At 67.7% G+C, this 13,264-nt stretch carries 12 protein-coding genes; 4 read left to right on the top strand and 8 right to left on the bottom strand.

The window, feature by feature from the left end:
* The first annotated feature begins 37 nt into the window (after positions 1–37).
* The gene (locus ABC419_RS08330; protein ID WP_412877754.1) at positions 38–2,623 is read left to right on the top strand and encodes a tipN; all 2,586 of its coding nucleotides are present in this window, start codon (positions 38–40) and stop codon (positions 2,621–2,623) included.
* Positions 2,624–2,719: 96 nt separating this feature from the next.
* Positions 2,720–3,319 carry a hypothetical protein gene (locus ABC419_RS08325; RefSeq protein ID WP_125899920.1) on the top strand — a complete coding sequence of 200 codons (600 nt, stop codon included), beginning with the start codon at positions 2,720–2,722 and terminating at the stop codon, positions 3,317–3,319.
* Here the strand turns inward: ABC419_RS08325 and ABC419_RS08320 are convergent.
* Positions 3,305–4,474, bottom strand: coding sequence for an MFS transporter (locus ABC419_RS08320; protein ID WP_412877755.1), 1,170 nt, complete (start codon positions 4,472–4,474; stop codon positions 3,305–3,307). The genes ABC419_RS08325 and ABC419_RS08320 overlap by 15 nt on opposite strands.
* Before the next feature lie 47 nt (positions 4,475–4,521).
* Between ABC419_RS08320 and ABC419_RS08315 the strand changes: the two genes are divergently transcribed.
* A complete protein-coding gene (locus ABC419_RS08315; protein WP_412877756.1) occupies positions 4,522–4,893 on the top strand; it encodes a DUF423 domain-containing protein in 372 nt (123 codons plus the stop codon).
* Between the two features lie 24 nt (positions 4,894–4,917).
* Positions 4,918–5,889 carry a prolyl aminopeptidase gene (gene pip, locus ABC419_RS08310; RefSeq protein WP_412877757.1) on the top strand — a complete coding sequence of 324 codons (972 nt, stop codon included), beginning with the start codon at positions 4,918–4,920 and terminating at the stop codon, positions 5,887–5,889.
* A gap of 21 nt (positions 5,890–5,910) precedes the next feature.
* Here pip and ABC419_RS08305 read toward each other — a convergent pair whose 3' ends face one another.
* The 7 genes from ABC419_RS08305 to ABC419_RS08275 all read right to left on the bottom strand — a co-directional run bounded on the left by ABC419_RS08305 (position 5,911) and on the right by ABC419_RS08275 (position 13,262).
* On the bottom strand, positions 5,911–6,387 hold the full coding sequence (locus ABC419_RS08305; RefSeq protein WP_368922392.1) for a DUF6173 family protein: 477 nt from the start codon (positions 6,385–6,387) through the stop codon (positions 5,911–5,913).
* 28 nt (positions 6,388–6,415) lie between these two features.
* Positions 6,416–7,573 (bottom strand): rod shape-determining protein RodA, encoded by a 1,158-nt coding sequence (gene rodA / locus ABC419_RS08300; RefSeq protein ID WP_046653517.1) that lies wholly within the window; start codon positions 7,571–7,573, stop codon positions 6,416–6,418.
* Positions 7,570–9,570 carry a penicillin-binding protein 2 gene (mrdA, locus tag ABC419_RS08295; RefSeq protein ID WP_125899843.1) on the bottom strand — a complete coding sequence of 667 codons (2,001 nt, stop codon included), beginning with the start codon at positions 9,568–9,570 and terminating at the stop codon, positions 7,570–7,572. The genes rodA and mrdA overlap by 4 nt, the downstream gene beginning before the upstream one ends.
* Positions 9,567–10,061 carry a hypothetical protein gene (locus ABC419_RS08290; RefSeq protein ID WP_003164690.1) on the bottom strand — a complete coding sequence of 165 codons (495 nt, stop codon included), beginning with the start codon at positions 10,059–10,061 and terminating at the stop codon, positions 9,567–9,569. The genes mrdA and ABC419_RS08290 overlap by 4 nt, the downstream gene beginning before the upstream one ends.
* A 20-nt stretch (positions 10,062–10,081) precedes the next feature.
* A complete protein-coding gene (gene mreC / locus ABC419_RS08285) occupies positions 10,082–11,233 on the bottom strand; it encodes a rod shape-determining protein MreC (RefSeq protein WP_412877758.1) in 1,152 nt (383 codons plus the stop codon).
* A gap of 118 nt (positions 11,234–11,351) precedes the next feature.
* Positions 11,352–12,392, bottom strand: a complete 1,041-nt coding sequence (locus ABC419_RS08280; protein WP_003164688.1) for a rod shape-determining protein — start codon at positions 12,390–12,392, stop codon at positions 11,352–11,354.
* A 252-nt stretch (positions 12,393–12,644) separates the two neighbouring features.
* Positions 12,645–13,262: a glutathione S-transferase family protein gene (locus ABC419_RS08275; RefSeq protein WP_125899841.1), complete on the bottom strand. Its 618-nt coding sequence runs from the start codon at positions 13,260–13,262 to the stop codon at positions 12,645–12,647.
* Positions 13,263–13,264: the final 2 nt, after the last annotated feature.

Here is a 13,264-nt window from a genome sequence, read left to right as displayed (position 1 = left end):
CGCGTCTCCAGGCGACCAGTAATCGAGATCGACGCCCATGAAATCCAGCCATCGGCCGCCGCTCAATCTGACCGATCCCGAGCCCGCTTCTTCAAATGAGGCGCCCGTCCTCGCGCCCGAAGCAGACGACTTGCCCCATCCGGCAGAGTTGGAGACCTCGACCTCGCCGGAATCGGAGCGCGCCCCGGCACGCCCCATGTCCGAACGCCAGCGTCGTCGCCTAGCCGAGCAGCAGGCTATCGCCGAACAGCGCGCCGCCGAAGCAGAGAAGGCTGCGCGCACCTTGGCCATCCTCGGCGAGTCGGCCGACGCCCCGCCCGCCACGATCGAACAGGCGCCCCTGCCGGTCCCCGCCGATTCGCGCAGCAAACCTGCAAAGGGCGGCGGCAATCACGCCTATCTGATCGCCGGCCTGGCTTCCGCCCTGTGGGTCGGCGGCCTCGCGTCCTGGTTCGCCTATGAACTGGGCTCAGGCATGATGGAGATCGACCCGCTTCGTCTGGCCGTTTACGCCCTGATCCTGCTGGCTCCGGTCGGGTTGTCGATCCTGTTGGCCCACGCCGTGCGCCAAGGCGCCGGTCTGGCCCAGGAAACCCGTCGTGCGCGAGACATGGCCGACGCCCTGGTCGGTCCGGCCGCCCTGGCCGCCAACGAAGCCGGCCAGGTGTTGACCACCCTGCGCGACGACATCAACCAGGCGGCCCAGGCGGCCGAACGCGCGCGCAACGACATGGCCCTGCTGCGCGAGGCCCTGGCCAAGGAAACGACCCTGCTGAATGAAGCGGCCGAACGCGCTGGCGGTACGGCGCGCAAGCTGACCGAGCAGATGTCCGTCGAACGCGAACAGATGCACGGCCTCAGCGGACGTCTGGAAGCCCAGACTTCGACCGTGGTCGAAACAGTCGAGCGCCAGTCGCGCATGGTCGCCGACGCCTCGGACCTGGCCCAGACCCAGTTACGCGAGGCTGAGGCCGCCCTGGCGGCCCGCGCCGCAGACCTGGCCGCCGCCGCCAATGAAGCCCAGGACGCAGCGCGCGCCGCCGCCGACGACCTGGCTCGCCAGACCCTGCGGCTGGAGACGGCCGGCTCTGGTGTAGCCGAACAGATTCAATCCGTTGAGGAAGGCCTGGGCCAGCAACGCGCCGCCCTGGTCACCGCCGCCTACGCCCTGCGCACCGATCAGGAAGACTTCTCGGCCCAGATCGAGAGCCAGCGCGCCCAGTTGCTGGATCACCTGTCTCAAACCCGCTCCGCCGCTGACGACCTGACCCAACGGGGCGGCGATGCGGCCCAGGCGATCAAGGCCCAGGTCGAGGCCGTGGTCGATCAGTTCCAGGCCCTGGTCCAGATGTCGCAGCGCGAAGCCGACGGCTTCGACCACGCCACCAAACTGGCATTGGATCGGTTCGAGACCCTGTCCGCCGAATCCCGCGATCTGCTGGTCGAAGAGACGCGCCGTGCGCTGGCCGCTCTTCAGGCCACCGCCGACGATCAACGCATCGCCGCCGACGCCGCCATCGAACAGGCCCAGATCCGCGCCGACCGTCTCGGCCAATCCCTGTTCGACGCCGCTCAACAGGCGGACGCCGCCGCTGAAGCGCGCATCGACGGCGCTCGCCGCATCGTCAGCCAGACCGCCGAAATGGTCGATCTGACCGGCGAACGACTGATCGACAGTCTGCAGAACACGCTGGCCCGCGTGACCGAAGCCCTGTCTCAGGTCGAGCAGGCGGTATCCGACATGGACGAACGCGCCAGCCGCCTGCCCCAGGAAGCCCAGGCGCGCGTGGATTCTGTCCGCGCCGCCGTCGAGAACGGCCTGACGGCGCTCAACGCCGCCTCACGCAAGGCGGCTGAGGACACCGAAGCCTTGGAGTCGGGCTTCCAGGAGCGCGTGCGACGCAACTACGACATGCTGACCGAGGCCGTGCGCCTGATGGGCTCCGTGTCCGGCGAAGGCGGCCTTTCGCGCCGCCGCCCCCAGGCTGCCTCTCAAGCCGCCGACAGCGCCACTCGCCCGCCCGCCGAACGCACGCAAGACGGCCTGCGCGGCCGACTGCGTCCGCAGAACGCGCCCGCGGGCGAGATCGAAGCGATTCCCGTCGCGCCGACCGCGCGTCCGTCGCCCCCCCATGCGCCTGCGGCCCCGGCGACGCGCCATGACGCTCCCGCCGATCTGGACTGGAACGTCCCGGCCGGCCAAGACGGCGCATCTATGCCGGAAGACCCGCTGAACCTGTCCGCTCCCATCGCGTCGCCCGAACAGATCGACGCTCTGGCGGCTCGGATCACCGATGCTATCCGCCGCATGGGCGTGGATCCCAACGCCTTATTGCCGCGTCCGCGTATCGAGGAAACGGCTCATGCCTTCGCCGCGCGTGACCCGTCTCGCGCACGCCAGATCGTGCGCCGCGTCGCCCCCGCCGCCGTGCGCAGCGTTTCGCGGCGCGTCCTAGGCGACGACGCCTTGCGCGCCGACGCCGAGGCCTACGTCCGCGCCTTCGCCCGTGGGCTGAGTCTTCAGGCCGATCGCGGCGACGCCCACGATATCCAGGCGCGCCTAGCGACCGACGAAGGCCGGGCCTTCATGTTGCTGGACGCCGCTATCGGCGATCTCAGCTGAGTCCCCGCTGCGGCTTGAGACTTGACCTCACGACGTTTTTACCCGCACGGTCGAGGGGCCCCGCGCCATCCCGACGTATAGGAGCCACGCCCCTTGGTGGACACGGATTCCAGCAACCGTCCTGATCGACGCCCTGTCATCGCCATCTGCGTCTGGAATCCCTCCTATCCGACCTGGGATTTAGTCGAGGACTTGTCAGGCGAGCCGTGGAGCCCTCCCGGCGCCCGCACTCAGCCGATTTCAGGCGACGCCGACGGCGAAGCCCTGGCCGAGCGCCTCATCGCCGCGCTGAAGGCCCGAAACTGCGGCGCCCTGCTGCTGATCGGCCGCACGATCCATTCCGGAGACTTCCGTCTTCAGATGCGCGCGGAAAACCGCCGTCTAGACGGTTCCGGCCGGCTGGATGAAACCGGGCCCGGCGTGGCGCGCGTCACCGCGCCGATCGCCGAAATGTCACGAGAATTGACCGCGGCAGGCCTGTCCGTTCTCGCCGCGTCCGACGCAGAAGACGACCAGGGCAGCTATATTCTGTATCGCGTCCTGGCCGATCTGCCAGACAGCCTGAACTCGCCCTCTATCGGCCTCCTGCGTATCCCCGACGAAGCGACGGAAGACGCCGTGCGGACCGCGATCAAGACCACCGCCTCGGCAATGGCGCGCCACCTCACCCCCTTGCCCCGTTCAAGCGCGGCCTGAGATCTCCAGCCGCCGCGCCAACACCACCCCCGTCACTCCGCCGACCAGCGCCAGCCCCGCCATGGCCAGGTAGGCGCGCGGGCCGAAAGCATCGTACAACGGTCCGCCAGCCAAGGTCGCCAGCCCGATCAGCACCCCCGCAGACAGCGCCGAACTTAACGTCTGAGCCGCCGTATGATTGTCGGGCGGGCACAGGCGCTCCACAATCTGCACACCCGCCAGAAAGGTGGCTGCGAACGTCAGGGCGTGCAAAGCCTGCAACGGCCACAACAGCCACAGCGGCGGGGCGAAGGCCATTGCCGTCCAGCGCAACACGGCAGCGCCTGCGCCCAAGGCCAGGATGAACCACGGGCCGATTCCTCTCTTTCGGCGCCATGGCTCGACCACCCACATGAAGCCGATCTCGACCATGACGGAAAAGGCCCACAACAGGCCCGTCATGCTTTCGGCCACGCCCTGCGCCCGCCAGAGAATGGCGGAGAAACCATAATAGAAGGCGTGGGCCGCCTGTACTGCTCCCACGGCGAAGATGGCCGTCATGAACACGGGATCCGCCGCCAGCCGCCCCAACCCTCTAAAGCGCTCGAAACCGGATAATGGCCCGTCCTCGCCTACCCGCTCCGCCGGCAAAAACCGCCACGCCGTCACCGCGATCAGAAGCGAGGCCGAGACCGCCCAGACGATCACCACATCCGTCGATGTCCGCGTCAGCAGCACCCCCATGACGACGTTGGCGATAACGAAGGCCGCCGAGCCGCACCCGCGCGGGAGGGAGAAGGGAAAGCCTTCGCGTCGCGCGACTTTCAGCGTCAGCACGTCGCTGAGCGGGATCAGAGCCGCCGCCGCCGACGCTCCGATCAGCCAGAAGACAGCCCAGGGGACGATCCCCTGAACCAGCCCCGCCCCGCCATAGCCGGCAGCCATGGCCAGCCCCAGCAGGGCGATCGGCGAGCGCCGATGCGTGAAGCCGTCGGCCCAGACGGCGATCAGCGGCCCAGTCAGCGCCCGCGCCAGCATGGGAATCGCCAGCAGCACGCCGATCTGCGTCCCGCTCAGCCCCTGACTTCGGAACCACAGGCCCGCGAACGGAAGCGTCACCCCGCTGGCGCCGAACAGCAGAACGTATTGCAGGGCCATGCGCGGGGCGGACGTCATGGCGCGCCATAGCAGACTTCCCTCGATTTGTGGTCTAGACATAAACCATGAGTCCCGACCGCAACCTTCTCGTCTTCGCCGGGTTCAACGGCGCCATGGCCGTAGCGCTGGGCGCCTTTGCGGCTCACGGCGCTGCACCTGCCGTCAAAACCCTGCTGACCACAGGCGGCCAGTATCAGATGGTCCATGCGGCCCTGGCCGTGGCGCTGGCGCTATGGAACAGCGGCGGACGCTTGGCCCGGCTGGCGGGATGGCTGGCCAGCGGCGGCGGCTTGGTCTTCTGCCTGGCCCTGGCCATGATCGGCCTGTTGAGCCTTCCCGCAATGGGAGCCATCGCCCCAGTCGGCGGAGTCATGATGATCGCGGCCTGGTGCCTGATCGTCGCCGCCGCTCTCAAGCCCTCCCCGACGAACGTTTGATCTTCAGCTGAACAGGGTCCACGCATGTTTTCCGTGAACGACACGCTCCGCCGCGACCTCTACCCGGAAATCGAAGCCTACGCCTCGGGCTGGATGCAGACCGACAGCGTCCATGAGATCTACTACGAGGAAAGCGGCAATCCGCACGGCGTGCCGGTCATCGTCCTGCACGGCGGCCCCGGCGGGGCGGTCAATCCGGGGATGCGGCGCTATTTCGACCCGGCCAAGTACCGCGTCGTCATGTTCGACCAGCGCGGCTGCGGTCTGTCGCGGCCGAACGCCTCGCTTGAGAACAACACCACCTGGGATCTGGTCGCCGATATCGAGCGCTTGCGCGAAATGCTGGGCATCGACAAATGGGTGGTGTTCGGGGGGTCGTGGGGTTCGACCCTGTCGATGACCTACGCCATCAAGCATCCGGATCGATGCCTGGCCCTGCTGCTGCGCGGCATCTTCCTGCTGACGAAGAAGGAGTTGCACTGGTTCTATCAGGACGGCGCCTCGATGATCTTCCCTGACGCTTGGGAGCGCTTCCTGGCGCCCATCCCCGAGGCCGAGCGTGGCGACCTGATGGCCGCCTACTACAAGCGCCTGACCGGCGACGACGTGGAGGAACGCAACCGCTGCGCCGTGGCCTGGGCGACCTGGGAGGGCGAGACCGTCAGCATCCAGGGCCCGTCAGGCAAGCCCGACAAGTTCGCCGATCCCGACTTCGCCGTGGCCTTCGCCCGCATCGAGAACTGGTACTTCACCAACGGCGGCTTCTTCGACAGCGAGCACTGGATCCTCGAGAACATCGAGACCATCCGCCATATCCCCTGCTGGATCGCGCAAGGGCGCTTCGACGTGGTGACGCCGATCTCGGGCGCCTGGTCCCTGCATCGCGCCTGGCCCGAGGCCAAGCTGGACATCATCGGCGACGCCGGCCACGCCTCCAGCGAGCCCGGCATCATCGACAGCCTGATCCGCGCCACCGACTGGGCGGCGACGCTCTAGGCGTCACAGCGCGTTCAGGCGCTATTTCGGGTTGGTCTTCTCGACCATCTCGCTGAGCTGGAAGCCGATACGGCGCGCCTCGCGCTCCTCCGGCTTCTTCATGGCGCTGAGCACCACATTGATCTGGCTGTAGTGCTGGATCAGGCGCACCGGCTTGCCGTCAGCGTTGCGGCCGAAGAACATGATCAGGTCCGGGCCCCAGAAGCCCACGTCCATGATTTGCATGGCCCCATCGCCCGGCAAGCCGACGACGCGCGCGCCGATCTCTTCGTCCTTGTCGAGGTTGGCCTCGAACTCCTCGATCAGCTTGGACAGGCGGACGAAGGCCCACTCGGCCGGGTTGTCGCGCATCCGCAACCCCTCGGCCTGGACCGCCGCCTCATTCTTCGGATCAGCCAGCACAGGTTGCGGACAGGGCGTGTCGCCGCAGTCGGAGAACATGGCCGGATCGGCCTTTGGGATGTCGGCGGCTTCGGCTTCGGGCGTCTGAACAGTCATGACGACAGCCTAACGCCCCTACTGCCGATTAGAACAGCCCCTGCCCCTTCGGCAGCTCGACATAGCGATGCACCCGCATCGACAGGATCAGGCCGAAGCCGATCATCACCGTCATCATGGTCGATCCGCCATAGGACAGCAGCGGCATGGGCACGCCCACGACCGGCGCCAACCCCATCACCATCGCCCCGTTGATCAGCACGAACAGCGCCAGGAAGGCCGTCATGCCGGCCGCGCTGATCCGGCCGAAATGGCTGTGCGACAGGGCCGCGATCCGCAGCGAGATCAGGATCAGCGCGACATAGCAGGCCAGAACGGTGAAAGAGCCCAGGAAGCCGAACTCTTCGGACACGGTCGAGAAGATGAAGTCCGTATGGCGTTCCGGCAGGAACTCCAGCTGGCTCTGACTGCCCAGGCCGTAGCCCTTGCCCATCAGGCCGCCGGAACCCAGGGCGATCTTCGACTGGATGATGTTGTAGCCGGTGCCGGAGGGGTCGGCCTCCGGGTTCAGGAAGGTCAGCACGCGGTTGCGCTGATAGTCGTGCATCACGAACATGACGAAGGGCGGAATGACGGCCACGGCGGCGGCCACGGCGGCGGCGATGACGCGCCAGCTCAGTCCCGCCATGAACATGACGGCGGCGCCGGTCAGGCCGATGATCATGGCCGAACCCAAGTCCGGCTGCTTGGCGACCAACAGGAAGGGCACGCCGATCATCCCCACGGGGATCAGCAGCTTCCATGACCAGCGCGCCTCCTGCGCCGAATGGCCGTGGTACCAACGCGCCAGAGCCAGCACGAGGCCGATCTTGACGAACTCGGCCGGCTGGATGCGGGTGAAGCCCAGGTTCAGCCAGTTCTTGGCCCCGCCCGCCGTATAGCCCAGCGGCGTGAACTCGATCATCAGCACCAGTACAAGCAGCACGCCGTACAGCGGATAGGCCGCATGGAACCACCACTTGGGGTGAACCATGGCCATGCCGATCATGGCGACCAGCAGGACGCCGAAACGGATCAGATGCTTGGCCGCCCAGGGCTGCCAGTGGCCGCCCGCGATGGAATACAGCATGGCCGTGCCGATCCCGGCCAGGATGCACAGCAAGCCGATGACGCGCCAATCCAGCTCGGCGAACTTGCTGGACAGGCGATCGCGTTCGCCGGGACGGGTCAGGGCGGATGCGGTCATTGTCCGGGCTCCGTCAGGGGCGGCGGCGCGACGACGTCGACGCCGACGCCAGCGCCGTCGATCGGCTCGCCTCGCGCCTCGGCTTCGCGCGCGCCGGCGTCCTCCTGGGCCTCAAAGCCTGCCGATTCGATGCGGGCGCGGATTTCCGGATCCTTCAGCAGGGCGACCTTCATCACCTCGCGCGCGCGCGGCGCGCCGGCCGTGCCGCCGCCCAGACCGCCGTGCTGAACGATGACCGAGACGGCGTAACGCGGATTATCCGTCGGCGCATAGGCCACGAACAGGTTGTGGTCCTTCTGGTCCCAGGGACGTCCGGCGCCCTTGCGCGAGCCTGAGCCGTAGTTGCGCGCCTGGGCCGTGCCGGTCTTGCCGGCCATCTTGACCGTGCCTAGGCCCAGCTGGCTGTTGCGGAAGCCCGTGCCCCCGGCGGCCGTCACCGCCTCCATCCCGTCGCGCAGAACCTGCAGCATCTGCGGATCATAGGGCAGATCGGCGAAGGCGCTGCCGCCCTGCTCCACCCCGCCGATCGACTTGATCAGGCGCGGCGACACCGCCTTGGAGCCGTTGGCGACGCGCGCCGTATAGACCGCCAGTTGCAGAGCGTTCACCGTCAGAGCGCCCTGACCGATGCCATAGCTGGGGTTCTCGCCCGGGTACCATTTGCCGTCGCCGCGCACGGGATTCTTCCGCCGCCATTCGCGGTCAGGCACCAACCCGGCCTTCTGGCCGGGAATGCCGATGTCGAAGGTCTGGCCGAAGCCCATGTCCCGCGCCGTCTCAGCGATGGCGTCCGGCCCCATCTCGGTCGCCAGGGTCATGAAGTAGACGTTGCAGGAGGCCTTGATGGCCCCGCGCAGATCCAACGCCCCGTGCCGCCCCAGGCAGGCGAACCGGCGCCCCAGATAGAAGCTGCCGTTGCAGAAGATGCGGCGGCTGGGATCCAGGCCCCGCTTCATCGCCGCCAGGCCGACGATCGGCTTGAACGTCGAGCCCGGCGCGAAGGTGCCGCTCAGCGCCTTGTCCAGCAACGGGCGGCGCTCATAGTCCGCCAGGGCGCGATAGATCTTGGACGGAACGCCCGACACGAACAGATTGGGATCGAAAGACGGCGACGACACCATGGCCAGAATGTCGCCGTTGCGCACATCCATGACGACGATGCTGCCCGCCTCTTCGCCGAACACCTCGAGCGCACGCTGCTGGACATCGTTGTCCAGCGTCAGCACCACCTCGGAACCCTGAACCGCCGGACGCGATCCGGCGATATCCTCGGCCACGACGCGGCCGCGCGCATTGACCTCGACCCGCTTGCCGCCTTCGACGCCGCGAAGGTCCAGATCCAGCGATCGTTCAATGCCCTGACGCCCGATGCGGAAACCGGGGTTGAACAGGATGGCCGGCGGCTGTTCGCCCTTGTCTCGGATCGCCTTCACGTCGCGGTCGGACACCTTGGCTACATAACCGACCACGTGGGCGTAGGCGCCGCCGTGCGGATAGTAGCGGGCCTCGTTCATGTCGGCCATGACGCCGGGCAGTTCCGCCGCATGCAGATTGACCTTGGAGAACTCCTCCCAGGTCAGGTCGCTCTTGACCGGAACCGGCGAGAAACGCGGCGCGGCGTTGACCTCGCGAATGATGGTGCGGCGGCGCTCCAGAGTGTCCGGCAACAGCTGGCCCAGCAGGTCCAGCGTCTGGTCCAGATCCTTGGTCTCGTCGCGAACGACCAGGACGCGGAAACTGGGCCGGTTCCCGGCGATGACCACGCCGTTGCGGTCCTTGATCAGGCCGCGCGGCGGCGGCACCTGACGGAAGTTGAACTGATTGCGCGTCGCCAGGGTGGCGAACTCTTCCGACTTGAAGAGCTGCAGATGCGCCAGGCGCCCGACCAGGGCCAGCCCGCCCACGACCGTCGCCCCGCCCAGCAGCATGGTGCGCCGCAGGAAGGAGCCCTGCCGCTCGTTCACATCGGAAAAGAAGATATGCGGTTCGCTGCTCATCGGAATCGCACGTCCGCGTCGTCGAAACGCTCGATCAACCAGTCAGCCAGGGGGAAGAGCAGAAGCGTCGGGATCATCTGCCCCATAACAGCCAGCAGATTGGGAGCATTCCCAAGGCTGCCGCGCGTCACGAAATAGGCGACCGCGAAGGCCAGGCCCGTCGAAGCGACATAGAGGGCGAACAGGACGATCGTCGCCTGCCCCGCCAGATACTTCGACGCCAACAGCATCGCACCATAGATCAGCAGCAGGCTCAGCGCCCACATGCCGGTCTGGCCGCCCCAGAAGAAGTCGAGAAACACGCCCAGACCGAACAGCACCGCCGGCGCCAGCATGGACGGACGGATCAGCGGCCAGGCGAAGGCCAGAACCATGGGCCAGACCGGCTCGGGCAGGGTCAGGCCGAACAGGCGCAGCGGAATGGCGAACAGGATGGTGGCCGCAGCGGCGATCAGCGCCGGGTAGCCGATCCACTGCATCGGACCGACCATCCGCACGGTGATCGTCCGTCTCACTCGCGACCTCCGTCAGGCGCGGTCGGCGCCGGAGCCTGCGCCGAAGGTTGCGGCGGCGTGGCGGCGGCCGGCCGGGGCGCGGCGGGACGCGGCGTCGGCTGGGCCTGAGGCGGCGTCGCAGTCGCGGGCGCAACCGGCGTCGGAGGCGGAGCGGCGTTGGCGGCGCGGACGCGCTCTGCGGCGGCCTGTGCGGCGGCGGCGCGGCGCGTGGCCACGTCCTGAATAGCGGCGGCCTGGGCGGCGTTCGGCGGCGGCGCCGTGTTCAGACTGGCCAATGGGGCTGCGTTCAGGGCGTTCTGATCCGCCAGCTGGCTGAAGTCCTGGAACAGCAGGACGCGCACATAGTCGATGGCCGTGCGGTCGCTGTACAGCTTGACCCGCCACGAGCCGTCCACGCCCTTGGCCACGACGCCGACCGGCAGGCCGCGCGGGAAACCGCCGCCGTCGCCCGAGGTCAGGATGCGGTCGCCTTCCTGCACAGAGCCCTGCCCGCGCACATAGTCGAGGCGCGGACTGCGGCTGCCGTCGCCGGTCAGCATGGCGCGGGCGTCTGTGCGCTCCACCATCACCGGAATGCGCGAGGCCACGTCGGTCAGCAGCACCATGCGGCTGTGTGCGCCCGAGACGCCCGAGATGCGGCCGACCAGTCCGTGCTCGCTCAGCACCGGATTGCCCACGCGCACGCCCTTGCCGGCGCCGACGTTCAGCAGGCGCGACCGAGCGAACGGTCCGCGCGCGTCGGTGATGGCGCGTCCGGCCGTCATGGCGATGGGCGGCTCGGTCTGCAGGCCCAGCAGTTGTTCGTAACGGGCGTTGAGGTTCTTCAGCGCCAGGGCGTCGTCGCGCCAGGCGCTCATCTCCGCCAGTTCGCGGCGCAGGCGGCGGTTCTCCGACACGGCGAAGAAATAGCCTTTGACGTAATCCACGGCGTCGCCGCCCCAGCGGACGGGCGCGGCCAGAACGCCGCCCGTGGTCCCGGCGGCGCTGTCGAAGGCTGCGCGCGCGGGCTCCAGGTCAGCAGCCGCCGGTTGCGGCCGATCGGCGAGCAGAAGCATGACCGCGGCGACAATTCCGCCGACGACCATGACCGCCGCCGTCCAGGCCAGCGGCACCTTCAGATTCTCGAACGGTCCGTCGCGAAACGCCACGGCCAGCCTTCCTGCTAGAGCTTAGGAATCGGCGGGGCGAAGCCCGCCGAAAGCGTTAGCCTGCCTCAGAAATCCGCTCCTTTTCAGGAATGCGGCGCCTGCGGCAGGCCGATCAGTCTCAGAGCGACGACTCGAGGACGCCCTTCATCCACGACGGGTGCTCCAGCACCTTGCCGCAGCCGATGGCGACGCACGACAGCGGATCGTCCGCCACCTGCACCGGCAGGCCCGTGTGGTCGCGGATCTCGGCGTCCAGGCCGCGCAGCAAGGCGCCGCCGCCCGTCAGCATGATGCCCTTGTCGGCGATGTCGGCGGCCAGTTCCGGCGGCGTCGCCTCCAGGGCGACCTTCACGGCCTCCACGATCTGCGAGACCGGCTCGGCCAGGGCTTCAGCCGCCTGACGCTCGCTCATCTTCACTTCGCGCGGCACGCCCTGCATCAGGTCGCGGCCCTTGACCTCGATCGACAGGCCTTCGCCGTCGGCCGGGATGCGGGCGGTGCCGATGTCCTTCTTGATGCGTTCGGCGGTCGTTTCGCCGATCAGCAGGTTATGGTTGCGGCGCATATAGGCGATCAGGGCGTCGTCCATCATGTCGCCGCCGACGCGGACCGAGCGCGAATAGACGATGCCCGACAGCGACAGAACGGCCACTTCGGTCGTGCCGCCGCCGATGTCGACGACCATCGAGCCGGTCGGCTCGTGGATCGGCAGGCCGGCGCCGATCGCGGCGGCCATCGGCTCGTCGATCAGGCCGACGCGACGCGCCGAAGCGTTCAGGCAGGAATCATTGATGGCGCGGCGCTCGACGGCCGTGGCGCCCGACGGGACGCAGACGATCATCTTCGGGTTCACGAAGCCCTTGCGGTTGTGAACCTTGCGGATGAAGTGCTTGATCATCTCTTCGGCGACTTCGAAGTCGGCGATGACCCCGTCGCGCATCGGACGGATGGCTTCCATGTGGCCGGGGGTGCGGCCCAGCATCTGCTTGGCTTCCAGACCGACGGCGTGGACGATCTTGCGGCCGCCGACGTTACGCAGGGCGACGACCGACGGCTCGTTCAGGACGATCCCCTTGCCGCGCATGTAGATCAGGGTGTTGGCCGTCCCCAGGTCCATTGCGATGTCATTGGAAATCATGCCGAAGAGGGGTGAAAGCATGGGCGTCGGTACCGCTTTAGTTCGGGCCTGCAAGGGCGTGAATTTCATTCGTCCGCTGTGGCGACGCCCTACCCCCGCTTCACGTTGATCGCAAAGCTGTCCTGACCGTCTTCGCCGAGCCGACTACAGGCCCGTTTGCCCTCATGCCGCGGGGATTGCAAGCGCCTATGACTCCTCGATCACAGGCTTGTCACGGCAAGGCTTGAAAGCCTTGCCGCTCAAGCTTTCCAGCCCCGCTTGCGGGTTCGCGGCTCAGACCGCCGTGATGCCCTCGGCATGGAGCACGCGCTGCACGGCCGGGCGCGATTGCACCAGGTCCAGATGGGCGTTCAGCTTCGGAAAACGCGCCTTGTCCAGAAGGCCCGCCTGACGCGCCCAACGCGTGAAGACCAGCAGATAACCGTCCGCCATCGAATGATCTTCGCCCATGACCCACGGACCGGCCAGCAGATGATTCTCAGCCAGGTCATATTTCTCGAGCGCAATCCGCACGGCCTCGTCCCTGGCATCGCCTTCCAACGGCGGCTTGGAGAACAGCGCCTTGCCGATCGCCGGGTGCAGCGACGACGCCAGCCAGCCGTTGAAGGCCTGCATCCGCGCAAACTCGAACGGATCGTCCAGATCGGCCAGTTGGGCGTGCGGATGAGTCTGGGCGACATAGGCCAGGATGGCGCCGTTCTGGGTCAGCACCCCCTTGGGGGTCTGCAGGGCCGGGGTCACGCCCGCCGGGTTGATGGCCAGATACTCCGGCGTGCGCTGCTGGCCGGCGCGCAGGTCGATCTTCTCGATCACATACTCCGCTCCCGCCTCTTCCAGGCCGATGTGCGAAGCGATGGCGCAAGCGCCGGGCGAATAATAGAGCTTCAGCATCG

This window comes from Brevundimonas phoenicis, from assembly GCF_047237745.1.
Lineage (GTDB): Bacteria > Pseudomonadota > Alphaproteobacteria > Caulobacterales > Caulobacteraceae > Brevundimonas.
Note: the sequence above shows the minus strand (reverse complement) of the source record. Positions and strands in the feature narration are given on the sequence as shown.